The sequence below is a fragment of the Paracoccus sp. (in: a-proteobacteria) genome (assembly GCF_030538495.1).
Classification (GTDB): domain Bacteria; phylum Pseudomonadota; class Alphaproteobacteria; order Rhodobacterales; family Rhodobacteraceae; genus Paracoccus.
This window is the reverse complement of the sequence record NZ_JAUNTW010000005.1, coordinates 121,906-147,605: the sequence shown is the minus strand read 5'-3', so window position 1 is coordinate 147,605 and position 25,700 is coordinate 121,906. Positions and strand designations below refer to the sequence as shown.

The 25,700-nt window shown below is 64.3% G+C and carries 26 protein-coding genes and 1 CRISPR repeat array; of the genes, 18 read left to right on the top strand and 8 right to left on the bottom strand.

Translation table 11 applies throughout. The features are described 5' to 3' along the window. Positions 1-40: 40 nt before the first annotated feature. From Q4G20_RS06380 to hrcA, 7 genes are all read right to left on the bottom strand, one after another. Positions 41-466 carry a PQQ-dependent catabolism-associated CXXCW motif protein gene (locus Q4G20_RS06380; RefSeq protein ID WP_303342582.1) on the bottom strand — a complete coding sequence of 142 codons (426 nt, stop codon included), beginning with the start codon at positions 464-466 and terminating at the stop codon, positions 41-43. Between the two features lie 35 nt (positions 467-501). Beyond that, positions 502-1,335: an S-formylglutathione hydrolase gene (gene fghA / locus Q4G20_RS06375; RefSeq protein WP_303342581.1), complete on the bottom strand. Its 834-nt coding sequence runs from the start codon at positions 1,333-1,335 to the stop codon at positions 502-504. A gap of 1,045 nt (positions 1,336-2,380) precedes the next feature. Next, positions 2,381-3,013: an ATP-dependent Clp protease proteolytic subunit gene (locus Q4G20_RS06370; RefSeq protein WP_303342580.1), complete on the bottom strand. Its 633-nt coding sequence runs from the start codon at positions 3,011-3,013 to the stop codon at positions 2,381-2,383. A gap of 74 nt (positions 3,014-3,087) precedes the next feature. Further along, a complete protein-coding gene (locus Q4G20_RS06365) occupies positions 3,088-4,215 on the bottom strand; it encodes an S-(hydroxymethyl)glutathione dehydrogenase/class III alcohol dehydrogenase (RefSeq protein WP_303342579.1) in 1,128 nt (375 codons plus the stop codon). Between the two features lie 925 nt (positions 4,216-5,140). Next, on the bottom strand, positions 5,141-5,314 hold the full coding sequence (locus tag Q4G20_RS06360) for a hypothetical protein (protein ID WP_303342578.1): 174 nt from the start codon (positions 5,312-5,314) through the stop codon (positions 5,141-5,143). Between the two features lie 243 nt (positions 5,315-5,557). Beyond that, positions 5,558-6,082 (bottom strand): nucleotide exchange factor GrpE, encoded by a 525-nt coding sequence (locus tag Q4G20_RS06355; RefSeq protein ID WP_303342577.1) that lies wholly within the window; start codon positions 6,080-6,082, stop codon positions 5,558-5,560. 6 nt (positions 6,083-6,088) lie between these two features. Then, positions 6,089-7,144 (bottom strand): heat-inducible transcriptional repressor HrcA, encoded by a 1,056-nt coding sequence (hrcA, locus tag Q4G20_RS06350; RefSeq protein WP_303342576.1) that lies wholly within the window; start codon positions 7,142-7,144, stop codon positions 6,089-6,091. A 73-nt stretch (positions 7,145-7,217) separates the two neighbouring features. Here hrcA and rph point away from each other — a divergent pair, with 73 nt between their 5' ends. Genes rph through Q4G20_RS06325 form a run of 5 tightly spaced genes read left to right on the top strand, consistent with a single transcriptional unit; the run spans position 7,218 to position 10,407 of the window. Further along, positions 7,218-7,931 carry a ribonuclease PH gene (gene rph / locus Q4G20_RS06345; RefSeq protein WP_303342575.1) on the top strand — a complete coding sequence of 238 codons (714 nt, stop codon included), beginning with the start codon at positions 7,218-7,220 and terminating at the stop codon, positions 7,929-7,931. Beyond that, positions 7,928-8,536, top strand: coding sequence for an RdgB/HAM1 family non-canonical purine NTP pyrophosphatase (rdgB, locus tag Q4G20_RS06340; protein WP_303342574.1), 609 nt, complete (start codon positions 7,928-7,930; stop codon positions 8,534-8,536). Before rph ends, rdgB begins: the two co-directional genes overlap by 4 nt. Next, complete coding sequence (locus Q4G20_RS06335; RefSeq protein WP_303342573.1) at positions 8,529-8,900, top strand: RidA family protein; 372 nt, start codon at positions 8,529-8,531, stop codon at positions 8,898-8,900. Before rdgB ends, Q4G20_RS06335 begins: the two co-directional genes overlap by 8 nt. Then, a complete protein-coding gene (hemW, locus tag Q4G20_RS06330; protein ID WP_303342572.1) occupies positions 8,897-10,054 on the top strand; it encodes a radical SAM family heme chaperone HemW in 1,158 nt (385 codons plus the stop codon). Before Q4G20_RS06335 ends, hemW begins: the two co-directional genes overlap by 4 nt. Next, positions 10,054-10,407, top strand: coding sequence for a YbaN family protein (locus tag Q4G20_RS06325; RefSeq protein WP_303342571.1), 354 nt, complete (start codon positions 10,054-10,056; stop codon positions 10,405-10,407). Before hemW ends, Q4G20_RS06325 begins: the two co-directional genes overlap by 1 nt. A 4-nt stretch (positions 10,408-10,411) precedes the next feature. On the opposite strand, the gene Q4G20_RS06320 is transcribed toward Q4G20_RS06325, so the two are convergent. Then, entirely contained in the window at positions 10,412-11,545 is a 1,134-nt protein-coding gene (locus Q4G20_RS06320; RefSeq protein ID WP_303342570.1) for an ROK family transcriptional regulator, read from the bottom strand. Positions 11,546-11,639: 94 nt separating this feature from the next. On the opposite strand from Q4G20_RS06320, the gene Q4G20_RS06315 reads away from it, so the two are divergent. The 13 genes from Q4G20_RS06315 to cas2e all read left to right on the top strand — a co-directional run bounded on the left by Q4G20_RS06315 (position 11,640) and on the right by cas2e (position 24,547). After that, positions 11,640-12,674: an ABC transporter ATP-binding protein gene (locus Q4G20_RS06315; protein WP_303342569.1), complete on the top strand. Its 1,035-nt coding sequence runs from the start codon at positions 11,640-11,642 to the stop codon at positions 12,672-12,674. After that, the gene (locus tag Q4G20_RS06310; protein WP_303342568.1) at positions 12,671-13,594 is read left to right on the top strand and encodes an ABC transporter permease; all 924 of its coding nucleotides are present in this window, start codon (positions 12,671-12,673) and stop codon (positions 13,592-13,594) included. The genes Q4G20_RS06315 and Q4G20_RS06310 overlap by 4 nt, the downstream gene beginning before the upstream one ends. Then, positions 13,591-14,415: an ABC transporter permease gene (locus Q4G20_RS06305; RefSeq protein ID WP_303342567.1), complete on the top strand. Its 825-nt coding sequence runs from the start codon at positions 13,591-13,593 to the stop codon at positions 14,413-14,415. The genes Q4G20_RS06310 and Q4G20_RS06305 overlap by 4 nt, the downstream gene beginning before the upstream one ends. A gap of 24 nt (positions 14,416-14,439) precedes the next feature. Beyond that, positions 14,440-15,543: an extracellular solute-binding protein gene (locus tag Q4G20_RS06300; protein WP_303342566.1), complete on the top strand. Its 1,104-nt coding sequence runs from the start codon at positions 14,440-14,442 to the stop codon at positions 15,541-15,543. 109 nt (positions 15,544-15,652) lie between these two features. After that, the gene (locus Q4G20_RS06295; RefSeq protein WP_303342565.1) at positions 15,653-16,333 is read left to right on the top strand and encodes a glycerophosphodiester phosphodiesterase family protein; all 681 of its coding nucleotides are present in this window, start codon (positions 15,653-15,655) and stop codon (positions 16,331-16,333) included. A 71-nt stretch (positions 16,334-16,404) separates the two neighbouring features. Beyond that, entirely contained in the window at positions 16,405-18,876 is a 2,472-nt protein-coding gene (cas3, locus tag Q4G20_RS06290) for a CRISPR-associated helicase Cas3' (protein WP_303342564.1), read from the top strand. Between the two features lie 105 nt (positions 18,877-18,981). Continuing rightward, positions 18,982-20,445: a type I-E CRISPR-associated protein Cse1/CasA gene (gene casA, locus Q4G20_RS06285; protein ID WP_303342563.1), complete on the top strand. Its 1,464-nt coding sequence runs from the start codon at positions 18,982-18,984 to the stop codon at positions 20,443-20,445. After that, a complete protein-coding gene (gene casB / locus Q4G20_RS06280) occupies positions 20,445-20,924 on the top strand; it encodes a type I-E CRISPR-associated protein Cse2/CasB (protein ID WP_303342562.1) in 480 nt (159 codons plus the stop codon). Before casA ends, casB begins: the two co-directional genes overlap by 1 nt. Next, complete coding sequence (gene cas7e, locus Q4G20_RS06275; RefSeq protein WP_303342561.1) at positions 20,921-21,985, top strand: type I-E CRISPR-associated protein Cas7/Cse4/CasC; 1,065 nt, start codon at positions 20,921-20,923, stop codon at positions 21,983-21,985. Before casB ends, cas7e begins: the two co-directional genes overlap by 4 nt. Then, positions 21,978-22,676 carry a type I-E CRISPR-associated protein Cas5/CasD gene (gene cas5e, locus Q4G20_RS06270; RefSeq protein ID WP_303342560.1) on the top strand — a complete coding sequence of 233 codons (699 nt, stop codon included), beginning with the start codon at positions 21,978-21,980 and terminating at the stop codon, positions 22,674-22,676. The genes cas7e and cas5e overlap by 8 nt, the downstream gene beginning before the upstream one ends. Next, the gene (gene cas6e, locus Q4G20_RS06265) at positions 22,673-23,341 is read left to right on the top strand and encodes a type I-E CRISPR-associated protein Cas6/Cse3/CasE (RefSeq protein WP_303342559.1); all 669 of its coding nucleotides are present in this window, start codon (positions 22,673-22,675) and stop codon (positions 23,339-23,341) included. Before cas5e ends, cas6e begins: the two co-directional genes overlap by 4 nt. Then, entirely contained in the window at positions 23,338-24,276 is a 939-nt protein-coding gene (cas1e, locus tag Q4G20_RS06260; RefSeq protein ID WP_303342558.1) for a type I-E CRISPR-associated endonuclease Cas1e, read from the top strand. Before cas6e ends, cas1e begins: the two co-directional genes overlap by 4 nt. Next, entirely contained in the window at positions 24,257-24,547 is a 291-nt protein-coding gene (gene cas2e, locus Q4G20_RS06255) for a type I-E CRISPR-associated endoribonuclease Cas2e (protein WP_303342557.1), read from the top strand. Before cas1e ends, cas2e begins: the two co-directional genes overlap by 20 nt. 67 nt (positions 24,548-24,614) lie before the next feature. Beyond that, positions 24,615-25,621: direct repeats of the CRISPR family, unit length 29 nt; unit sequence CTGTTCCCCGCGAACGCGGGGATGAACCG. Positions 25,622-25,700 lie beyond the last annotated feature (79 nt).

The window sequence follows — 25,700 nt, the reverse complement described above, 5'->3', positions numbered from 1 at the left end:
ACCCCCGGGATATTTGGACCAAGATGAAAGGGCGGGCGCGTTAGTTCTGTGGCGCTGTGGCCAAGGGGCGGCCTGCGGCGTGCCATTCTGACACGGCGTCGGGGAAGGTGAGCAATGTGGCGTAGCCCCAGCCCCTTGCGTGGCGAATCGCGGCGCGTCCATCGTCGCAATCGCCGGTGCAAAACAGCACGACGGCGGCGTCAGGGCGGCCTTGGGTGACGGCGGCCAGACCGTTGCGCAGGCGGAAATGCGCTTCATCCGTCAGGCCGGGATGGCCCGTATCCTCCAGCCACAGCGCGCCCGGAATGGTCAGATGCGGGGCCGCGCCGTCATTGGGGCGCGGCGACACATCCACAAACGGCACCCCCGCATCATAGAGCATCTGCGCCTGATCAAAGGTCAGGCCTTCCGCCCCGGCGGCGGTCGCCGCGGCGGACAGGATCACACAGGCACAGAATGCGCGCATTGTCTGCTTATGCCGCAATGTCCAAAAGGCGCCTGTCACACCAGCCGTTCCGCGTGCCAGAACACATGATCGGCCATGAATGTTTGGACGAAATAATAGCTGTGATCATAGCCCGGCTGCATGCGGAACTGCCCCGGCTGGCGGCGCGCCATCATGGCATGGGCCAGCGATTCCGGTTTCAGCAGATCCAGAAACTGATCGCTGCTGCCTTGGTCGATCAAGACGTCGCCCGGATAGCCGCGTTCGGTCATCAGGATGGTGGCGTCATGGGCGCGCCATGCGGCAGGGTCGTCGCCCAGATAGGCGGTCAGCTGTTTGCGCCCCCAATCGGATTCGGTCGGGTTCGCAATCGGCGCGAGTGCCGACACCGACCGGAAACGGTCCGGATGCGTCATCGCAATCGTCAGCGCGCCATGCCCCCCCATCGAATGGCCGGTGATGCCCATGGCCTCGGGGTCAATCGCAAAGTGATCCGCGACAAGGCTGGGCAATTCGTCCACGATGTAATCCCACATGCGGAAATGCGGTTTCCACGGATCCTGGGTCGCGTTGACGTAAAACCCCGCGCCCTTGCCCAGATCATAGGCATCGTCATCGGCCACATCATCGCCGCGCGGGCTGGTGTCGGGGAAAATGATGGCGATGCCCGCTTCGTCGCACCATTGCTGGGCGGCGGCCTTGGTCATGGCGTTTTCATGGGTGCAGGTCAGCCCCGACAGATACCACAGAACCGGCACCCGGCCATGCTGCGCCAGTTCGGGCAGATAAACGGCAAAGGTCATATCCGTGCCGGTCGCCTGCGATTTATGGGTGTAAACGCCCTGCGTCCCGCCAAAGCTGCGGTTTTCGCTGATGGTGTCGATGGTCATGGATCGGTTCCTGTTTTGCGGCTGGGTCCGCGCGCATGGAACCGCAGGCCGCCCGCTGGGGCAAGGGGGAACGCGCCGATCTGCCACGAAAGGGGGCATAAGGCGGCGATGCTGTTTGGTCACAGGAACCCAAGTTTGCCGGGTTCCGAACCGCCGCCGTGTCTGGTTGGCCAAGTGGTGCCGTGCAAAAGGCGCGACCAAGCGCGCGGCGGATCATGGCTGGCGTGATCATCGGCAGGTTTTGACGGTTCGGGCGAACGCCAGACTCAAAGCGTGCAAAGACCCTGACGAACCGCTGATTCGTCCGGCGCGCGCGTCGATGTCTGCACGGTGATTGCGCCGCTGTGACGCCCGCGCAGTCGTATCCACGCCACAAACATCCCGGCCTTGTCAGGTGGGCAGATCGTCGAATGGCGGCTCTGTTGGCTCATCCGCGCGGGTTCAGAGAACTCCAAACGCCCTGCGGCATTGATCCGCCTTTCGGTGCAGATCGTCAGGGAAACCGTTGTGGCACAGGGGTTGGGTGCGTCGATCACGCACCGCCACAGCATCGCGCGATTAAATCGCGCGCCATTCACACAGCGTCAAACCGGGCGAGACTTACGCCCAAGATCATGCAGATCAGGGTCACTCATCCCAACAGACAGCGCCATCTGCGGCGCATACGGCACCATCCACCAAAGCGAACGCACCGACATCCCGCGAAAAAGAGCATGGTTGCGCTGAAACAGCGTATCCGCAGTCGGATCAACCGCAGAAACGCCTCGGCGCTGTTGAGGTCGGCACGGCGGTTCCGTTGATTCAGCCGAGTGGTGTCCAGCACGCCCATCCGCCTTTCGGTGCGACCCGCCGGGGAAACCGTTGTGGCACAGGGGTTGGGTGCGGCGATCACGCACCGCCGCCGAATCGCGCGCCATCCGCCCCAATACCCAAAGGGAAACCCATCCAACAACAAAGGCAATGATGGCGGGGGCCGATCCTGAACACACCCCCACCCACCAACAGCGGACGGCCCCGATCACCGGCGCCGCCCTGCCGCGCCCTGTCACGTCAGATCATCAACGCTGGTGATGACGCGACCCAGAAGGCCATAATCCAGTGCCTCTTGCGTGTTCAGCCAGAAATCGCGCTGCGTGTCGGCTTCGATCCGGTCCAGCGTCTGACCCGTCGCGTCGGCAAAGATCTGGTTCAGGCGGTCGCGCATCTGGCGCACCTGTTCGGCCTGAATCATCATATCCGACGATGTGCCGCCGATGCCGCCCGACGGCTGGTGGATCAGGAACCGCGTATTCGGCAGACAGAACCGGTTTTCACGTTCCGCCCCCACAAAGATCAGCGCGCCGGCCGACGCCACCCAGCCCGACCCGATCGTGCGCACCGTGGGGCGAATGAATTTGATCACGTCATGGATCATATCGCCCGATTCGACGTGACCGCCCGGCGACGAAATCAGCATATTGATCGGCGCGTCGCTTTCCTGCGCCAGAGCCAGAAGATGCGCAACCGTGCGCTGCGCCAGTTTGTCATTGATCGGCCCCGCCACGATCACCGTGCGGGATTTGAAATACAATTTGCCGATATTATCCGTCTGGGGCAGGCCAAGGCCGCCATCTGCATCGCCAGCCTGTGGGCGGTCGTTCTGTTCGTCGTCGTCTTCGTCCAGCCAGTATTGGCGCATCGGCCCGATCCTTTCGTAATGTGACGGCGGGACCAGTGGCCCCGCCGTCCTTTTACCTAAGCAGGGTTTAAGGATCAGTAAAGAACGACCGAACGAATCGATTCGCCTGCATGCATCAGATCAAAGCCTTTGTTGATCTCGTCCAGCGTCAGGGTGTGGGTGATCATCGGGTCGATTTCGATTTTGCCCTCCATATACCAATCGACGATTTTCGGCACATCGGTGCGCCCCCGCGCGCCCCCAAAGGCGCTGCCTTTCCACACGCGGCCCGTGACCAGCTGGAACGGGCGGGTGCTGATCTCCGCACCGGCAGGTGCCACGCCGATCACGATGGACTGACCCCAGCCGCGATGCGTGCATTCCAGTGCCTGACGCATCACATTGACGTTGCCGGTGCAGTCGAATGAATAATCCGCGCCGCCGATCTGATCGAAGGGGGTTTTCGTCAGATTGACGATTTCCTGAACCACATTGTCGCAATCTTTGGGATTGATGAAATGCGTCATGCCGAACCGTTCGGCCATGTCCTTTTTCGCGGGATTCAGGTCCACGCCGATGATCATATCCGCGCCCGCCAGACGCAGGCCCTGAATGACGTTCAGGCCGATGCCGCCCAGACCGAACACCACGGCCTTGGCCCCGATATGCACCTTGGCGGTGTAAATCACGGCGCCAATCCCGGTCGTCACGCCGCAACCGATGTAACAGATTTTATCGAACGGCGCGTCCTCGCGCACCTTGGCGACGGCAATTTCGGGCAGCACGGTGTAATTGGAAAAGGTCGAACAGCCCATGTAATGATGGATCGGGGTGCCGTCCAACATGCTGAACCGCGTGGTCCCGTCCGGCATCAGCCCCTGCCCCTGCGTGCCGCGGATCGCGTGGCACATATTGGTTTTGCCCGACAGACAGGACGCGCATTGGCGACATTCCGGGGTATAAAGCGGGATGACATGATCGCCCGGTTTCACGCTGGTGACACCGGGGCCGACCTCGACCACGACGCCCGCGCCTTCATGGCCCAGAATGGACGGAAACAGCCCTTCAGGATCGGCGCCCGACAGGGTGAATTCGTCGGTGTGGCAAATGCCGGTGGCCTTGATTTCAACCAGAACTTCGCCGGCTTTGGGGCCTTCCAGATTGACCTCCATCACTTCCAGCGGTTTTCCGGCCTCGATTGCGACGGCTGCGCGGGTTCTCATATGGTGTTCTCCTCCGGGATGTCTGGGCCATGGTGCCAGAAGGGGCCGAGGTCTGGCAATATGGGTTTTGCGGGGGCCACCACGGTTCGCACCCGTTCGCAGGGAAGGCGGGGATGGCATCGCTCGCGCTATGGGGCGACCATGCGATCAGGAACAAAGATGCGGCCATGTCTGATGGGGACGAGCATGCGGCGCGCTATCTTCGTGTTTTGGTGGCTGTGGTGATGGGTGCGGAATTGGAACGGTCGGATCGTGGAATGGCATCCGTCCAGATCAGGCAATCGTCGCACCAGACCCGATGAACCGCCGCACGGCGGACGGCTTTGGATATGTGCGAACAGCGCGGACAGATGGTTGTGCTTAGAGGGGCGTTTTGGTGGATACGCAGGGGATAATGTCGCACATATGGCCCGACGCCGCGTGCATATCAGCCGATATGCGGGGGTCGGCATCGCGCCTGGACGGAGCCGCACCGGGGGCCGTTGAGGCGGATGCGTGCGGGGTCATGCCCGCATGGGTCGGCGTCACGCCGCAAGGGGCCGATGCGCAGCGGCCCGGTTGATCGCGGTGTTTGCTGCGGGGATTGTGGGTGCGGCCATCGGGATCACGCGTTCAACGGGGCAAGGTTTGGGGGCTGAAGGCGGGGCAGGCGCATGCGCCACCGGGACGCGGATAGGCGACATGCGGAACGACCGTGCCCGTCGGGTGAACGCCAGCGGGGGGTATGCAGGCCGTCCTGTCCGTGGAAACGGACGCAGCGCACCGCTATGCGAACAAAGGGCATGGAACGCAGGTCGTGCGCGTTACCGCGGCCCTCTAGGCAGGCTGCGCGGGAATACCTGCTGAAACCGCAACCCAAAGCCGCCCATACAGCCGCGCGGGGATGCGGATAAAGGACATCACCGGGACGGACATCACCGGCGCGTCAATGCGATGCGGGTGGGTCCACCCGATCCACCCCGCGCAACCCGGCATGGATGAACACCAAAGCGGCGCAGGAATAGAGGCCATCCAAACACGCGGCGCGGGCGACGGGCATCTGGAAAGGTTCGCGCCTGATGCCCAGATAACAGCCGTGCCGATAAACGTCGCGCCACATCACCCGCGCCCCGGATCATCAGCGTGGATCGACGCGATCCGGCAAGGTGCGCGTGAACCCAGCATTGCGACCGCCCAGCAGATGAACACCCAACCGGCGGGGCCAGACGCCCTGCCCGTCCAATCCGGCGCAGGACCAAGCGACATGGCGCAATGGCGAGGATCAACGCGATCCGGCGAAGTCCACGCCGCCCCCATCCACGCGCGCCATCACCGCCGCGCGCACCCCGTCACGATGCCCGTTTCACGATGCCGGGGTGGACGACACGCCCACCTTGGCCGGGCGCAACAGCCGGTCATGCAGCATAAAGCCGTTATCCATCACCTGAATGATGTCGCCCGCGCGGGTGGCGGGGACGGGGGCCTCGAACATGGCTTCGTGGATGGTGGGGTCGAAGCGATCACCCAATTCGGGACGAATCACCACAATGCCGTGTTTGGCAAAGACGTTGGACAATTCGCGCAGGGTCAGCTCCACCCCTTCGACAAAGGCCGCGCCCTGTTCGCCCTCGGGCGCCGCGTCCAAGGCGCGGCTCAGCGCGTCATGCACCGGCAACAGATCGCGCGCCAAACGGGTGCCGCCATATTGTTCGGCGTCGCGGCGTTCTTTGTCGGCGCGTTTGCGGGCGTTTTCGGCATCGGCCAGGGCGCGCAGGAATTTATCGCGGAATTCATCGCGTTCGGCGGTCAGTTGCGCAATGTCATCGCCAAGATCGGCCAGCGGGTCATCCAGAAAATCGTTCTGCGGTTCGTTGTTCTGATCGCTCATCTTCACTTATCCTTTCCGGCCGGACAGCACCCGACCGACCAGCTGCGCGGTGTAATCGACAATCGGCACGATCCGGCCATAATTTAACCGGGTCGGACCAATCACGCCCACAGCGCCTACTATCTTACGGTCGGCATTCATATAGGGGGAAACGATCAAAGCGGAACCCGAAAGCGAAAAAAGCGTGTTTTCGGACCCGATAAAAATGCGCACGCCCTCGCCCTGTTCGGTCAGTTCCAGAAATTCCACGATGTCGCGCTTGCGTTCCAGATCGTCAAACAGCACGCGGATGCGGTCCAGATCGGCGGCTTCGCTGTCCAAGAGATTGGCGCGTCCGCGCACGATCAGGCGGGGGTCATGGCTTTCATTGCCCCAGACCGCCAGCCCCGATTGCACCAGTTCGGCGGCCAGCACATCCAGTTCCTGACGCCTGCGGGCAATTTCAACGCTGATATGGCTGACCAGTTCGGCCAGCGTCCGCCCCGATGCCATGGCGTTCAGGAAATTCCCGGCCTCGCGCATGGATGACGGGGTTTGGCCGGGGGGCGGGGTGAAAATGCGGTTTTCCACATGCCCATCGGCAAAGACCAACACGACAAGCGCGCGATCCGGCCCCAGACTGACAAATTCGATATGGCGCACCGGGGCCTGATGTTTGGGCATCAGCACCAGCGACGCGCCCCGCGTGATCGATGACAGCGCCGTGCTGACACGGTCCAGCAGCACCCCGGTTTCGGGATCGTCATTGCCCAGCGTCTGATCAATGGCCGCGCGGTCGGTGGGGGCCACGGGGTCCACCTCTAACATGCCATCGACGAACAGGCGCAGTCCCTGTTGCGACGGCAGCCGTCCCGCCGACACATGCGGGCTGTCCAACAGCCCCATCAGTTCCAGATCCTGCATGACATTGCGGATCGTCGCGGCGCTCAGCTTTTCCGACAGCGCGCGGGTCAGCGTGCGCGACCCCACGGGTTCGCCCGTCTGCAAATAGGTTTCGACGACGCGGCGAAACACCTCGCGCGAGCGGTCGTTTAATTCGTTTAACAGTGTTTCCTGGCTCATCGCCGTCCTTAGGGTTGCGCGGGGTGCCGGTCGGGCGGTATCTGGGCGGTATTCATTAGAAAAGGACGACGTAATGCGCCCCTCTGGCCGGACCTTAGCCCAAATGCGCCCGATTTCAATTGAAACCGGGGTGATGCGTCACGCCGAAGGATCGTGCCTGATCCGCGTGGGCGATACGCATGTGCTGTGCACCGCATCCATCGAAGACACCGCCCCCCGTTTCCTGAAAGGCACCGGCAAGGGTTGGGTCACCGCCGAATACGGCATGTTGCCCCGCGCCACCCACAGCCGCAACCGGCGCGAGGCCGCAGCCGGCAAACAATCGGGCCGCACGCAGGAAATCCAGCGGCTGATCGGGCGCAGCCTGCGCGCGGGCGTTGATCTGCTGGCCTTGGGCGAACGTCAGATCGTGATTGACTGCGATGTGATGCAGGCCGATGGCGGCACGCGCTGCGCGTCCATCACCGGCGGGTGGGTCGCGCTGCGTCTGGCGGTGAATAAATTGCTGAAAACCGGCGCGCTGACCAGCGATCCGATTCTGGATCACGTCGCCGCTGTCAGCTGCGGCATCTATGCGGGCCAGCCCGTTCTGGATCTGGACTATGCCGAAGACAGCGAGGCTGGCACCGACGGTAATTTCGTGATGACCGGCGCGGGCCGCATGATCGAGGTGCAGATGTCGGCCGAAGGCGCAGCCTTTTCCCGCGACGAAATGACCCGCCTGCTGGATTTGGCGGGCGACGGCATGGCCGAACTGGTCGCCGCCCAAAAGGCCGCCGTGGCATGAGGGCGTTTCGCGAAAAACGGCTGATCTTTGCGACCCATAACGCCGGTAAGCTGGCGGAAATGCGCGCGCTGCTGGCGCCTTATGGCGTCGACGTTGTCGGCGCCGCCGAAATGGGTCTGGCCGAACCCGTTGAAACCGAAGACAACTTCATCGGCAACGCCCGGATCAAGGCGCGCGCCGCCGTGGACGCCACCGGCCTACCCGCTTTGTCCGACGACAGCGGCATCAGCGTGGATGCCTTGGGTGGCGCGCCGGGCGTTTACACCGCCGATTGGGCGGAAACCCCGCAGGGCCGCGATTTCCCCATGGCCATGCGTCGGACGTGGGACGAATTGCAGGCGATCAATGCCCCCGAACCCCGCACGGCGCAGTTCAACTGCACCCTGTGCCTGATGTGGCCCGATGGTCATGACGAAGTGTTTCAGGGCGTCCTGCCCGGCCGCGTCGTCTGGCCGATGCGCGGGGTGCAGGGGCATGGCTATGACCCGATTTTTGTTCCCGACGGCCACGACCAAACGCTGGGCGAAATGACGGCGGATGAAAAAAACCGCCTCAGCCACCGGGCGCGGGCCGTGGATGCGATGATCGGGGGGTGCTTTGCGTAAAATCTCGACCGGATCGCCGTTTGAAGCCGCACTGGGTTACAGCCGCGCCGTGGTCAAGGGGGATTGGTGTTTCGTATCCGGGACAACCGGATATGATTACGCCACCATGACCATGCCCGACAGCGCCGCCGATCAGGCCCGCAACGCCTTTGCCACCATCGACGCCACGCTGCGTCAGGCAGGCTTTGCCATGTCGGATGTGGTGCGGGTGGAATACATCATCACCGATGCGGCACTGGTCGATCAGATCACCCCGGTTCTGGGCGCGGTTCTGGGCGATATCCGCCCCGCCGCCACCATGATCGTGGCCGGTCTGATCCGCCCCGAAATGCAGATCGAAATACAGGTCACGGCCCTGCGATGAACGATGACTGGCGGCATGGCGGATTTGGGCTGTATGTGCATTGGCCGTTCTGCGCGTCGAAATGCCCCTATTGCGATTTCAACAGCCATGTCGTGGACCGGGTGGATCAATCCCGCTGGGCCGACGCTTTGGTGTCCGAAATCACCCGGCTGGCCGAACAGGTGCCAGAGCGCGTTCTGGGCAGCATCTTTTTCGGGGGCGGCACGCCGTCGCTGATGCTGCCCGAAACGGTGGATGCGGTGATCGCTGCGGCCCGCGCGGCATGGGGATTCGCCAATGACATCGAAATCACGCTGGAGGCCAACCCGACCAGCGTGGAAAAAACCCGCTTTCAGGGGTTTTCGGACGCGGGCGTCAACCGGCTGTCGATGGGGATTCAGGCGCTGAATGATGACGATCTGCGCCGTCTGGGCCGCCTTCATTCCGTGGCCGAGGCGCGCGCGGCCTTTGACGTGGCGCGCGGCGTGTTCCGGCGCGTCAGTTTCGATCTGATCTATGCCCGCCAAGGTCAGGACCGCGCGGCGTGGCGGGCCGAACTGCGTGAGGCTTTGGATATGGCGGTCGATCATCTGTCGCTGTATCAGCTGACCGTCGAACCCGGCACCGCATTCGGCGCGCGGGCGGCGGCGGGGACGCTGCGCGATCTGCCCGATGATGACCAATCCGCCGATATGTATGCCGACACGCAGGACATCTGCGCCGCCGCCGGGATGCTGGGATACGAAATTTCAAACCACGCCCCCCCGGGTTCCGAAAGCCGGCACAATCTGGTCTATTGGCGGCAAGGCGATTGGGCGGCGGTTGGTCCCGGCGCGCATGGGCGGCTGACCTTGCCCACGGGCCGCGTCGCCACGGAATCGCACCGCGCGCCGGGGGCGTGGCTGGATGCGGTCGAACGGCTGGGCAGCGGCGAATCCTTGCGCGATCCGGTGCCGCTGGACGAACAGGCGACCGAATATCTGCTGATGTCCCTGCGTCTGGCCGAAGGGCTGGATAAGGCGCGGTTCGCCCGTCTCGCCGGTCAGCCGCTGGATGCGGGCCGCATTGTGCATCTGGTCGAATTGGGGCTGGTCAGCGACAGCGCCGACCGCCTGCGCGCCACCGATGCCGGGCGTCCGCTGCTGAACGCCATCCTGCGCGACTTGGCGATCTGATGCGGTGGCTGTGGCTGGTGATGGGCTGGGTCTGTGTCGGGCTGGCCGTGATCGGGGCCGTCCTGCCCGTCATGCCGACGGTGCCGTTTTTGCTGGCCGCGGTCTGGGCCTTTGGCAAATCATCGCCGCGTCTGCGGATGCGGATTTTGCGCCACCCCCATTTTGGCCCGCCGATCCGCCGCTGGAAACGCCATGGCGTGATCAGCCGCGTGGCCAAAATCTGGGCCGTCACCGCCATGACCGGCGGGGTGGCGCTGACCGCGTGGCTGGGCGTGCCGGTCTGGGCGGTTGCGATTCAGGCAACGGTCTGTCTGACGGTCGCCGCCTATCTGGTGACGCGGCCCGAAGGGTGACGCCTCAGGTCGTGCCAAAGATAAACCGCGCCATCGGCAGGCAGGCAGCGGCGCGGGCGCGGGCGGGTTCGCCGATGATGTCGGAAATAATGACCAAGGGCCGGGGCAGCGGCATCCGTTCCGGGTGGTCATAGGCCGCAAAATCCAGATGCGCCGCCAGATCGGCGATAACACGGCTGGGCAGATTGCCGCCCAGAACCAGTTGTTCAGGGTTGATCAACTGCACCAGAGCCGCCAGCCCCGGCGACAGCGCGGCGGCGCGGCTGCGGATCCACTCGGCCAGCTCTGGGTCGCCGGCGGCATGGCGCGCGGCGATCGCATCCAGCGTCAGATCACTGACCGGCACCCCCAGAAACGCCGCCAAATCCGGCAGCGACGGGCGCGGCCCGGTATCGGGGGCCAAAGCGCCGATATTCCCCGCCATGTTGAACCCGCCGATAAAGGCCCGGTCGCGGTCAAAGACCTGCCCGCCGATGCCATCCACCATCGACAACTGAAACGACACCCGCCCCGCCCCCTGCGGCGTCAGCGCGTGATGCAACAGATCGGCGCGGCTGGACGCGGTGACGCAGGCGTCAGGCCGCGCCTGACGCAGCGCGGCGATCAGATCGGCAAAGGGGATATGGCTCTGGCGCGGGGTGATTTCGCAGATCGTGCCGTGGCGATCCAACAGCCCCGGCACCGCCAGCCCGACATCGCCCGCCCCGCCCGTCGCGCGCACGGCATCGGCCAGCAGGTCCAGAACCGCCGGGATGATCTGCGCGGGTTCGGGCGTGTCGCAGGGCGCGCTGTTCCAGACGGGTTCCCCCGCCAGATCGCAGACCGCGACATAGAGCCCCCGCGTGGACAGGCTGATCCCGGTCAGCCCCATGGCCGCCGCGCGCAGGGTGATTCGGATCATCGGCTGGCCCATGCCGTTGGGCTGTTCGCGTTCTTCGTTGACCAGCCCGGCATCGGCCAGTTTCTTCAGCGCCTTGGACACGGTGGGTTTCGACAGCCCGGTCTGCGCCGCGATTTCGACCCGCGACAGCCCGCTAAGGTTGCGGATGACATGGAAAATCTGACGTTCCGCCGCGCTGAGCGGCAGCGCGTTCAGGCTGCCCGCGCCAAGGACTGCGCCGGGTGTCGTTACCCCCATGTCATCCATATTTCTGCCGCCCGTCATAAAATCGTTGCACTAAGTTTCTATGAGAAACTTACTAAGTTACCAAAGGAAACTTACGGGGGACGGGATGGCCTTTTTGGCGGCGGACAACATCGGGATGCGCTTTGACGCGTTCGAGGCGCTGAAAGGCGTCACATTGCAGGCCGAACGGGGCGAGTTTGTGACCCTGCTGGGGCCATCGGGATGCGGCAAAACCACGTTGCTGAACATCATTGCCGGGTTTTTGACCCCCACGCGCGGGCGGCTGACCGTGGATGGGCGCGACGTGACCCATACCCCGCCCGAACGGCGCGACAGTGCGATGTGTTTTCAATCCTATGCCCTGTTTCCGCATCTGACCGTGCGCGACAATGTGGCCTTTGGCCCGCGTCAGCGCCGGGTTTCGGCGGATGAAACCGACCGCCGCGTCGATGCGCTGATCCAGCAGATCGGCTTGGCCGCGCATCAGGACAAACGCCCGAACGCCCTGTCGGGGGGGCAGCAACAGCGGGTCGCCTTGGCCCGCGCCTTGGCCGTTGCGCCGGGGCTGGTGCTGTTTGACGAACCCCTGTCCAATCTGGATGCCAAGCTGCGCGATCAGGTGCGCACCGAAATCCGCAGCCTGCAACAAAAGGTCGGCTTTACCGCGATTTACGTCACCCATGACCAGGCCGAGGCCCTGGCCATGTCCGACCGCATCCTGTTGCTGAACAACGGCGTTATTGAACAAGAGGGCGCGCCCCGCGACATCTATTTCAGCCCGCGCACCCGGTTCGTCGCGGATTTCATCGGTGCGGCGAACCTGCACAGCGGCATTGCGCGGGGCGGGGTTCTGGATACTCCGTTCGGCGCGCTGCGTCCGGCGACCTTGCCCGCCGACGGGCCGGTGACGCTGTGCTGGCGGCCGGAAATGGCGCGGGTCGGGCTGGCGGGCGATGCCAACAATCTGCGCGGTCAGATCGCGTCGCTGGCGTTTCAGGGGGCCTATACCGATGTGTTCGTCACCGCGGGCGGTGAGACGCTGCGCCTGCAATTGCCCGGCGCGTTTGGCGCAGAGCCGGGCGATCCGGTGGCCTTCAGCGTGGCCCCGGACGCGATAACGGGGGTCAGGGACGCGGCATGAAACGGGTCTTGCCTTATCTGCTGTTGCTGCCCGGTCTGGGGCTGGTGATGTTGTTCATGGTGTCGGTCCTGTATCGCGCCTTTGCCCAATCCTTCGGGCTGTATAATTTCGGCGGCGAGGACGCGTTTTCGCTGCATCACTGGCAAGAGATGCTGGCCCGCCCCCGGTTCTGGCGCGCGTTCTGGTATTCCAGTTATATCGCCACGACCTCGGCGCTGTTGTCGGTGGCTTTGGCCTATCCGCTGGCCCTGTGGATGCGCAAACCGTTTCGCGGGTCGATGCTGCTGTCGGCGCTGATTAAGGCACCGATGCTGGTTCCCGGTCTGGTCGCGGCGTTTTTGTTTGTGAACGTCATTTCCTATCACGGATTTCTGAACCAGATCATGATGGGGCTGGGCCTGTGGGACGCGCCGCGCCGGATGCAGAACGACGCCAGCGGTTACGGCGTGATTTTCCTGCAAGTGTGGAAAAACCTGCCCTTCGCGTTCTTGTTGCTGTCGGGCGCTGTGGCGTCGCTGCCGGACCCCGTGCTGAACGCGGCGCGCGATCTGGGTGCCGGCACATGGTCGCGGTTTCGCAAAGTCGTGGTGCCGATGACGGCGGGCGCGATGCAGGCATCGCTGATCCTGATCTTTATTGGTGCGGCGGGGGATTTCAGCTTTCAATCCGTCGCGGGTCCGGTGCGTCTGAATTCCATGGCCACGCTGATGACGCAGGTTCAGACGACCGACGCCGATTGGAACGGGGCTGCGGTGATTGCCGTGATGCTGATGGGGCTGGCGCTGTTTGGGTCGATCCTGCTGGCGATTGTCGTGCATGTCGCAAGCTGGCTGATGGGCGGCACCGCCCCCGCCACCATCCGCCGCCATCTGCGCCGCGCACGCACCATCCCGAACCAACCGAACGGAGGTCAGGCATGAACGCGCGTCTGTTAAACCGCATCCTGACCACGGCGCTGATCGTGGTGATGGTGCTGTGGCTGGCCGTCCCCTTTGCCATGGCGCTGCTGTGGTCGATGGTGGACCCGTCCACACCGTGGAGCTATCCCGACGTCTTGCCGCCGAAACTGTCCTTTGGCCGCTGGGAACAGATGTGGGCCACAACCAGCCTGCCCACGGCGCTGATCAACAGTTATTCGCTGGCACCCGCCGCCGGTCTGCTGACGCTGATCCTGGGGGCGCCGACGGCCTATGCCTTTGCGCGGCTGGATTTTCCGGGCAAATCGGTGGCGCAAATCCTGATGCTGACGCCTTTGGTCATGCCGGGATTTGTCGTGGCGATTTTCTTTTCGTCGATGCTGTTTTCGCTGGGGATTTTCGCGCGCTATCCGGCGATTTTGCTGGGGCATGTGGTGCTGTATCTGCCCTATGCGGTGCGGATTTTGACCGTATCGTTCAGCCAGATCCGCGCCGATGTGGAAAACGCCGCCCGCGATCTGGGCGCAGGCCCGCTGTCGGTGTTCCGCGTCGCGTGGTGGCCGGTTCTGAAACCCGGCATCATGGCCGCTTTCCTGATCGTGTTCATCCTGTCGCTGGAAGAATTTGCCCTGGCGTTCATCGTCGGATCGCCCGATTTCACCACGATCACGACGATTCTGTATTCCTATCTGGGTTATAACTTTATCCGTCCCAATGCGGCGGTTGTGGCCCTGATCCTTGTCGTTCCGAATGTCCTGCTGATGCTGGGGCTGGAGCGGCTGATGAAGTCCGTCAATCCCGCCAACGTATCCGGCAAGGGCTGACATCCATTGAAACAGGAGCGAAATATGCTGCGTAAGACCCTTATGACTGCCGCCTGTGCGCTGTCGCTGGCCCTGCCCGCCATGGCCGATGACCTGCTGTCGAAACCGTGGGATGAAATCGTCGCACAGGCCAAAGCCGAAGGCGAACTGACCTGGTATGTGTGGTATTTCCAGCCGGAATTCCGCCAGCAGGCCGAATTGTTCACCCAGGAAACCGGCATCAAAGTGACGATCCCGGATGTGGCCTCTAACACCGATGCGCTGAACAAAGTGCTGGCGGAATCGGGCCGTGAGCGCGGCGATGTGGACGTGATCGCACTGGGTGGTGGTCAGTTGCTGAATCTGGACGCCAGCCAGAATTTCTGGGGTCCGATCCTGCCCGCGCTGCCGGAATCCGATGCCGTGACCGACAAAGCCGAAGGCGCCGACAGCCAAGGTTACGCCGTGGCCTATTGGGGCAACCAGACCGGTTTCGCCTATGACAGCAACCGCGTGGACGTCGCCGATCTGCCGCAATCGCTGGCCGATCTGGAACAGTGGATGTCGGACAAACCCGGCACCTTTGGGTTCAACTATGAAAAAGGCGGTTCGGGTCCGTCCTTTATTCAGAACGTGACCCGCAATGTTCTGGGCATCACGCCCGAAAACCCCGGCACCGAAAAGAACCCCGACGCGACCGCCGCGTTCCAGTGGTTCAACGACCGCGCCGATCAATACATCCTGACCGCATCGAACGCCGACAGCCTGACCCGCCTGAACAGCGGCGAATTCCTGATCGTGCCGGCATGGGAAGACCACCTGTTTTCGCTGCAAAACAAAAACGAAGTCGGTTCGCACATTCATTTCTACATCCCCGGTCTGGGCATGAATGGCGGCGGCAATCTGGTGGCGATCCCGAAAAACGCCCCGCACAAAGCCGCGTCGCTGGTCTTTGTCGCATGGCTGACGGGTGCAGACACGCAGACGCGCTTTAACCAAACCTTTGGCACCGCGCCGCAAAACGTCAATGCGGACGACAGCAAAGCACTGGTTCCCGCCGAACAGCGCGTGAACCGCCGCGACTGGATCCTGCCGCCGGACAACACCGTCCTGATGCCGGAATTCATCAAAGAAGTCGTCGAATATTAATCCCAACCGGGCGCGCCGGATCATCGGCGCGCCCCCTTATTTTGGTGCGCCTATGACCCTGCCCTTTCCCGTTTCCGCCCCCGGTCACCTGATTGCCCATCGGGGCGTCATGTCGCGAGCGCCTGAAAACACGCTGGCCGCCTATGAATTGGCGATTGATCTGGGCTTTGACTGGATCGAAACCGATGTGCGCCTGACGCGCGACGATAAGCCGGTCATGATCCACGACCCGTTGGTGGATCGCACCACGAACGGCACCGGGCATGTCTGCCTGATGGATTTTGACGATCTGCGCGCCTTGGACGCCCGCGCGGGTCATGATGATTACGCCGGTGCGCAAATCGCGTCGCTGGATGAAACGCTGACCCTGTGCGTCACGCGCGATCTGGGCATGGTGCTGGAAATCAAACCGATCTGGGGCGATGACCACGACCACGGCCGCATCGTGGCTGAACGCATCGCCGCAATTGTCCCGCAGGATTTCGGGCGGCTGGTGGTGTCGTCCTTTTCGGTGCTGACGCTGGCGCAGCTCCGCGCCGATCTGCCGTGGCTGCCCTTGGTGCTGGCGACCGAATCCGTGCCGCGCGACCCGGCGCGGCTGATGGACGAACTGGGCGTTTGCGGCTTTCATATGAATTACGAACTGGGTCTGGCCCAAGGATTCGATCACGTCCTGCGCGCCGGAGCGCACACCGCATTCGCCACCATCAACACCCCCGACCCCGCGCGCGAATTGCTGAAACGCGGCGCGCATGGGATCATGACCGATATGGGGGATTTGCTGGGCTAAGGCTGCGGCTTGCGCGCAGTATCGGATTGGGGTCTGATGCGGACACGTCCCCCGTCGCAACAGGCCCCCTCATGCACGACCTTATCGCCCGCTGGCCCGGCAAAAGCGCCACAGACGGCATCGAACATCCCGCCATCTATCACATGCTGGATGTGGCGGCGGTCGCCGAACATCTGATTGCGACGCGGGGCTTTGACGCCCCCTTGCGTGATGCGATGGTGCTGTTGGTCGCGCTGCATGATCTGGGTAAGATCAGCGCGACATTCCGCGCGATGCTGCGCACAGGCGCGCGCCAGCCGCAGGGGCGGCATTGGGAAATCACCGAGATTCTGCTGACCCATCACGACGTGTTGCTGGCGTCGTTGGGCGGGCGTCGGCATCATCGCCTCGCCCTCTATGCCGCGACGGCGGGTCATCATGGCGGGCCACCCACGCGAACCGGCCATGACATCACCCGCAGTCTGGACACCACCGGGACCGACGCGATCACCGATGCGTGCGCGGTCATCACAGCCTTTCTGGGTCTGTGGCCGGATGCCAGCCTGAACGGCCTGACCGGCGCACAGGTCAACGCGCTGTCATGGTGGTTGCCGGGGCTGGTCGCCGCCGCCGATTGGGTGGGGTCAAACACCGCGTGGTTCCCGCCCGTGGCCCCCGACCATACCCCCCGCGATTATCTGGACCACGCGCGTGACAGGGCAGCCCATGCCGTGCGGATGGCGGGGCTGGATGCGGTCGCGTCCTCGGCTGCGGCGCTGTTTGATTTCACCCCCCGCCCGATGCAATCCGCCTGCGCCCGGATCGCGCTGCCCGACGGCCCGACACTGGCCATCATCGAAGACGAAACCGGCGCCGGCAAGACCGAGGCCGCCCTGATGCTGGCCCAACGCATGATGCAGGCGGGCAAAGGAACGGGGCTGTTCTTTGCCCTGCCCACAACGGCAACCGCCGATGCCATGTTTCGCCGCGCGCAATCGGTGGTGGGGCGCATGTTCACCGCCCCGCCCAGCCTGACGCTGGCCCATGGGCGCGCGGCGATGTCCACGGACTTTCGGGAACTGGTCGGGCGTGTGGGCGCGTCCGATGATCCGGTCTGTTCGGAATGGCTGGCCGATAACCGCCGCCGCGCGTTGCTGGCCACGGTCGGGGTCGGCACCGTGGATCAGGCGCTGCTGTCGGTGCTGCCGACGCGGTTTTCCACCCTGCGCCATTACGGCCTGTCATCGAAAATCCTGATCGTGGACGAGGTTCACGAACTGGGCGAACCCTATCTGGCGCAGGAACTGGCGCAATTGCTGCGCGCGCATCGCATGGCGGGCGGATCGGCGATTTTGCTGACCGCGACCCTGCCGATGGATCAGCGGGCGACGCTGGCGGCAAGTTACACCGACCGGGTGCCGGACAGCGCGGCCTATCCGGCGCTGACGATTGCGGGCGGGGACGCCATCACCGATCTGCCGCAGACGACCGGCCCGCGCGGCCCGGTGGCGGTGCGGCGTCTGGACAGTGCCGATGCCGCCCTTCAGGCGATCACCGACCACGCAGCCCAAGGCGCGGCCTGCGTCTGGGTACGCAACGCCGTGGATGATGCGATGGATGCCGTCACTGCGCTGCGCGCCGCCGGGGTGCCGGCCGATCTGCTGCACGCACGGTTCGCGCTGTGCGACCGCCTGCGGCACGAAGCGGATGCTCTGGCCCGGTTCGGCAAACACGGAACCGACCGTCAGGGGCGGGTTTTGGTGGCGACTCAGGTGGTCGAATCGTCTTTGGATCTGGATTTCGATGTGATGGTGTCGGATCTGGCACCAATGGCCGCGCTGATCCAACGGGCGGGGCGGCTGTGGCGGCATATGGACCTGCGCCCTGCGGATATGCGCCCGGTTTCCGCGCCGGTTCTGTCGGTCGTGGCCCCGGACCCGGCGGTGGTCGATAATGCCCAATGGCTGCACCGGGTTCTGGATCGCGGGGCGTGGGTCTATCCGGCGGATCTGCAATGGCGAACGGCGGATACGCTGTTCCGCACCGGGCAGATCGTCGCGCCGTCGGGCCTGCGCGCGTTGATCGAATCGGCGCATGGACCCGACGCCGCCCCGGTTCCCGATGCCCTGATCGATGCCGAAACCCAGCGTATGGGACAGGGTTACGCCGCCGCCAATCTGGCCCGTCAAAATCTGGTCAATCTGGATGATGGGTTTCGCAAAGGCGCGCAGGCGGCCAGCGATGTGGATTACCCCACCCGTCTGGGCCGCCCGCAACAGACACTGGTTCTGCTGCGGCGTCAGGATGGCGCGCTGCGCCCATGGGCGGGCGGCACCGCCCCCTTTGCCCCGACCGACTGGCACCTGTCCGAAGTCACCGTCGCCGGGTCCCGCCTGCGCGGCCTGCCCCTGCCCGATCAGACCACGCCCGACATCACCGCCCTGACCGCCGACTGGCCCGAATGGCGGCGCAATTCGGTAATCCTGTGCGAAGTGGCCGATGATGGAACGATCTGCGACGGCTTGGCGTATCGCGCGGATCTGGGGGTTGTGTTTGGTGAGTAACCAAACGTCAAAAGAATTTTTCCGTAGGTCGGGCGAATTTTGCATTGACAAAAGAACGCGCGTGGAAAAACCTGCCCTATATTAAGGGGGCGGACGAATTTATTTATGAACATCAATCTCATCACCGACCCTTGGATTCCCGTGATCACAACTGACGGCCCGCGCGTGATTGCGCCGTGGCAGATGGCGGATGCGTCGGTGATGTGGGTGGATTGGCCGCGCGCGGATCTGAACATCGCCTGTCTGGAATTGCTGATCGGGCTGGTGTTTCTGGCCGATCCGCCGCGCGATCTGGATGATTGGTTCGACCGCGCCGATCCCGACCCGGACCGGCTGCGTGACCGGCTGGCAGGCTTTGCGCCCGCCTTTGACCTGCTGGGCGACGGGCCGCGATTTATGCAGGATTTGCAGGTCTTGCAGGGCGATCCGAACCCGCCGGATATGCTGTTTATCGACAGTGCCGGCGCGCAAACGGCGAAAAACAACGCCGATCTGCTGGTGCATCGCGGGCGTTATCCGGCGCTGTCGCTGCCCTTGGCCGCCATGGCGATTTACGCGTTTCAGGATTTTGCCCCATCCGGCGGGGCCGGAAACCGCACATCCATGCGCGGCGGCGGGCCGATGGTGACGCTGGTTGCGCCTGAAAATGCGGGGCTGTGGCAAACGGTCTGGGCGAATACCCCCTATGGTCAACCGGCGGGGATGGACGCGCTGCCGTGGATGCGGCCCTGTGTGGAATCGACAAATGACCGCAAGGTCTGGCCCGAACAAACCCATCCGGTCGAGGCGTTTTTTGGTATGCCGCGCCGGTTGCGACTGGTGGGCGATGATGCGGTGACGGGCGTGATTCAGCGCCCCTATGGCACGAATTACGCGGGCTGGGTGCATCCTCTGTCCCCCTATTACCGCGTGAAAGAGGGGGCAGAATTGCTGCCCGCCCATCCCCGCGCGGGTTTGTTTGGGTATCGCAACTGGCTGGGCGTGGTCGCGGCCAGTTCGCGCCCGGATCTGCGTCAGCGCGCGGCGGTGCTGGCCGAATGGCATGATCGTGGGATGGGCGCGCCCGCCCGCGTGATTGTCGCGGGCTGGGCCATGGATAATATGAAGCCCCGCGATTTCATCCTGTCCACGCCGCCCTTGGTGCATCTGGACGCGACCTCTGCCCGCCTGATGGAGGGGATGGTGGACGCCGCCGATCAATACGGGCTGGCGCTGCGTCAGGCTCTGGCCCCTGTTCTGGCCGAAGGCGAGGCCCGCGAAGCGGTGCGCGAGGCGTTCTTTGCCCAAACCCAGGCCGCGTTCGAGGCGCGACTGGCCGACCTGCCCAACCCGGACGCCGCGACGGGCTGGCTGGGCGATATGCGCAACGTCGCGCTGACCCTGTTTGATACGCGCGCCATTCCGGGATTGGCGGATCGCGACACGCGCGTGCAACAGGCCATCGTGCAGGCGCGCAGGAACCTGACGGCTGCGTTTAACGGTTACGGCAGCTATGGCAAAAAGGCGTTCGGCGCGATGGAGCTGCCCCTGCCCGAAACAAAATCCAAACAGAAAAGGGACGCAGCCTGATGGATCACGCACAGGCAATTCGTGACTGGTGGGCGGCGTCGCTGGCCGACCGTCACAGCGGCGCGGCGCGCGGTCTGGCCGCACGCATCCGCCGCGGCACAGGCATCGAAATTCTGGCCGAACCCGCGGTGCAAAAACTGGCCACGACGCTGAACACACGCGACGCGGGGCGGCTGATCGGGCTGGTGCAGGTCCTGGCCGAATTGCGCAGCGACACCGGCACCACGCTGGCGCGGCGTCTGGGGGGCGATCCCCCCGCCCTGTCCACGGCACGGTTTCAGCGACTGATGCGGTCGGATGCGGGCGAACGCACCACCTTGCTGATCCGCGCCATCCGCAGCCTGCCGGAACCCGGCTGCAACATCGCAGCACTTGGCCGCGATCTGTGGTTTTGGAACGACCCGGTGCGGGCGCGCTGGACGTTCGATTATTTCGCCGCGCCCGTCCCCGAAATGCTGACAACCGCCGAGGCATCATGACAACCTTTGTCCAATTTCACCTGCTGACCGCCTATCCGCCGTCGAACCCGAACCGCGACGATCAGGGCCGGCCCAAATCCGCGATCATGGGCGGCGCGCCGCGTCTGCGTCTGTCGTCGCAATCGGTCAAACGCGCCGTTCGTGAAAGCAGCTATTTCGCCGATGATCTGGCCGGGCATACCGGCACCCGCACCAAACGGATGTTTGAAACCCTGCGCGAACGCCTGATCCGGGGCGGTGCAGGCGATCAGGCCGCCCATGACGCGGCCGAAGCTGTGGCAAAACTGTTTGGCAAGCTGGAACAGCCGAAAAAGGACGATCCGCGCCTGATCGCCACCACGCTGGCTTTTGTGTCGCCCGATGAATGGGACCTGGCGCATGATTTGGCCGCCCGCGTGCTGGCCGGTGAGGCGCTGCCCAAAGACAAAGACCTGAAAAAGCTGGTTCTGCGCCGCGCCGATGGGGCTGTGGACATCGCCATGTTCGGGCGGATGCTGGCCGATGATCCCGAATTCAACCGCGATGCCGCCGTGCAGGTCAGCCATGCCATCACCACGCATCGCGTTCTGGCCGAAGATGACTGGTTTTCCGCCGTCGATGACCTGAAACAACGGACCGAGGACGCCGGCGCTGGCCATCTGGGCGAATTGGGGTTCGGGTCGGGGATTTATTATCTCTATGCCTGTGTGAATGTCGATCTGCTGGTGGAAAATCTGGGCGGAGACCGGGAACTGGCCGCGCGCGGGCTGAAATCGCTGGCGCGCGCCTTGGCCGTGGCGACGCCCAAGGGCAAACAGAACAGTTTCGCCCATCACCCCCGCGCGCATTACATCCGCGCCGAAATCGGCACGCAGCAGCCGCGCGATTTGTCCGGCGCGTTTTTCAAAGCGATTGAGGGCAGCGATCTGATGGCCGCATCCATCACCGCGCTGCGCGATATGGCGGGGGCCTTGGACGCGGCCTATGGCACGGGCTGTGACCAGACGCAGGATATGCAGGTCGGCGGCACAGGGTCGCTGGATCAGATCGCGGACTTTGCCGCCGGGGCTGTGCGTGACTGATTACCTGATCTTTCACCTGACCGCCGCCATGGGGGCGATGGGCGAATTTGCGGGGCATGAACGGCGCGGGTCGCTGACATGGCCCGGCAGATCCGCCCTGATCGGCCTGTTCGGCGCGGCACTGGGGCTGCGCCGGGGCGATGATTTCACGGCCTTGGACCCGTTGCGCATGGCCGTGGCGACGTTTAACCCCGGCACGGTGCTGCGCGATTATCACACCGTGCAGACCGTGCCATCCGCCGTTGCCCGCCGCCCACAATCCCGGCCTGATGCGTTGCGCATCGCCGGACTGCGCACCAACACCACCATCACCCTGCGCGATTACCGCATGGGGCCGGTTTACGGCGTGGCAGTATGGGGCGGGGATCTGATCGGTTTGGCCAATGCCCTGCGTCGCCCGGTCTTTACGCTGTATCTGGGGCGCAAATCCTGCCCGCTGTCCTCGCCGCTGAACCCGCAGATCGTGGCCGCCGACCGCCCGCAGGATGCGCTGTCGCAGCTGCGCCTGCCGCCATGGATTGGACCGGCGCGCGCCACGGACATGGCCAGCGATGACATGACCGGCGCCGCGCGTCTGGAAACCCGCCACGACATCGCCACCGACCGGCAGCACTGGCACTTTGCCCCGCGTCAGGTGGCGATTGTTCCGGTTGATATTCAGACGGGTATCGAAACAGGGGCCACGACATGACGTTGTATCTGTCCCGCCTGCGCCTGTCGGATCGCCCCGATATTGCGGCGCTGAACGCGCTGTTGGACCCCGCCCATGACGGCGCGCGTCACGACGCACATCACCGGCTGATCTGGTCGGCCTTTGCCGGTGATCCCGAGGCCGATCGCGACTTTCTGTGGCGCGCCGAAGGGGATGGCCGGTTTCTGGTCCTGTCCCCGCGCCCGCCGCAGCACAGCCCTCTGTTCGATCCGCCCGACATCCGCGATTTTGCCCCCGATCTGCGTGCGGGTGACCGGCTGCGGTTTGTGCTGCGCGCCAATGCGACCCGCGCGAAAAAGGGCGTCGGCCGCGTCGATGTGGTCATGGACGCGCTGCATTCCGTGCCGCGCGGGGAACGCGCCGCGCAGCGCATGGCACTGGCCCAGACCGCCGCGCAGGACTGGCTGACGGACCAAGGTGACCGCCACGGTTTCACGCTGAACGATCTGGCCGTTGATGATTATTCCGTCACCGCCCTGCCCAGCCATCGCGGCCGACGAAAAGGTCAGCCACAATTCGGGATTCTGGACATGACCGGTGTTCTGACCGTCACCGACCCCGCCGCATTTGTCGCGCGTCTGGCGGCGGGCTTTGGCCGGGCCAAGGCGTTCGGCTGCGGTCTGATGCTGATCCGGCGGGCATGACGGGGGCGCCCGGCCTGCCCCCGCCAAAACCGATCCCGCTCAAGGATCGGTCGTCGCTGGTCTTTGTCGAACGGGCGCAACTGGATGTGCTGGACGGAGCCTTTGTCGCGGTCAATGCCGATGGCACGCGCACGCATATTCCCGTGGGCGGTCTGGCGGGGCTGATGCTGGAACCCGGCGCGCGGATTTCCCATGCCGCCGTCGCCCTGGCTGCGCGCACCGGCACCCTGATCACCTGGGTGGGCGAAGCAGGCGTGCGTCTGTATTCCGCCGGACAGCCGGGCGGCGCGCGATCCGACCGGCTGTTATGGCAGGCATCCATTGCGCTTGATCCTGCCGCGCGGCTCCGCGTCGTGCGCGCGATGTATGAACGCCGGTTCGGGGAACCCGCCCCCGCCCGCCGGTCCATTGATCAGCTTCGCGGGATCGAGGGCGTGCGCGTCCGCGAAACCTATGCCCTGTTGGCCGCCCAGCACGGCGTTGCGTGGAAACGCCGCAAATACGACCCCAAGGATTGGGAATCCGGCGACATCCCCAACCGCTGCCTGTCCGCCGCAACCGCCTGCCTGCATGGCCTGACCGAAGCCGGTGTGCTGGCCGCCGGTTACGCCCCCGCGATTGGGTTTCTGCACACCGGCAAGGCGCTCAGCTTCGTGTATGACATCGCGGATCTGTTCAAACTGAACACCGTCGTCCCCGAGGCGTTTCGCATCGCGGGTCTGCATGCCAAAGGCCGTCTGGATATGTCGCCCGACCGCGCCGTTCGTCTGGCCTGCCGCGATGCATTCCGCCGCACCGGGCTGTTGGCGAAAATCATCCCCACGATCGAAGATATGCTGTCAGCGGGCGACCTGCCCCGCCCCGATCCCCCGCCCGAGGCCGCAGGCCCCGCCTTTCACGATGAGGTATCCGGCGATGATGGTCATCGTGGTTAACAACGCCCCGCCCCGCCTGAGGGGCCGTCTGGCCGCATGGCTGTTGGAAATCCGGGCGGGCGTGTTTGTCGGCGACTATTCCGCCCGCACCCGCGAACGCATCTGGGAACAGGTGCTGTCCTATATCGAACAGGGCGACGCGGTGATGGTCTGGCGCGCCCCCACCGATCAGGGTTATGATTTTCGAACAACCGGCCAGAACCGCCGGATGCCGGTCGATTTCGACGGGCTGAAACTGGTCCAATTCCTCCCCGAACCCCCGGGCCGCTAGGGCCGAAACATTCGGTGCGCTTTTTGACATTGCGAATATCGTTTCAGGTCAATAGCCTGCGGAAAGACTGTTCCCCGCGAACGCGGGGATGAACCGGTCGCGTCCAGCAGGTCTTCGCACATCCGGTCCTGTTCCCCGCGAACGCGGGGATGAACCGCTCAACTGGACGGTGTGTGCCGCATTGACGGCCTGTTCCCCGCGAACGCGGGGATGAACCGACCCCCGACACCGCCGCGCCCTCTGACGCAGTCTGTTCCCCGCGAACGCGGGGATGAACCGCCCGATTCGCCCAATAGCTCGTGTACAACGACCTGTTCCCCGCGAACGCGGGGATGAACCGATCGAGGCCGCGAAACTGGCGGACGATCAGGCCTGTTCCCCGCGAACGCGGGGATGAACCGGACATCGAGGCCAAACACCGCGCCGCGCTGCACTGTTCCCCGCGAACGCGGGGATGAACCGGTGCGCGCCGCCGAGGAGGCCGGCGTGTCTGTCTGTTCCCCGCGAACGCGGGGATGAACCGGCGAGAAGGCGGTTGACGCGGCGGTAGAGGCCCTGTTCCCCGCGAACGCGGGGATGAACCGCCCGATTCGCCCAATAGCTCGTGTACAACGACCTGTTCCCCGCGAACGCGGGGATGAACCGATCGAGGCCGCGAAACTGGCGGACGATCAGGCCTGTTCCCCGCGAACGCGGGGATGAACCGGACATCGAGGCCAAACACCGCGCCGCGCTGCACTGTTCCCCGCGAACGCGGGGATGAACCGGGCTTTTAGATTCAATCATGGCGGGCAATTCGCTGTTCCCCGCGAACGCGGGGATGAACCGTAGCCTAGCTCCATTTGGGACACCATCGTGTACTGTTCCCCGCGAACGCGGGGATGAACCGGAGCCGAGCAGCCCCGCCTTGCCCGCGCCATCCTGTTCCCCGCGAACGCGGGGATGAACCGGCAGCCACCAGATCGGCACCCTCGTGCAGGGTCTGTTCCCCGCGAACGCGGGGATGAACCGGTTTGCCAGTTGTTTTTCTGGCCAGCGAAACGCTGTTCCCCGCGAACGCGGGGATGAACCAGCCCCAATTTAGCCAAACCTTGTCCTGCCGGGCAGTCGCATTGCGATGCCCGCCTCCTCGTCTCATATAAAACGCGGTTTT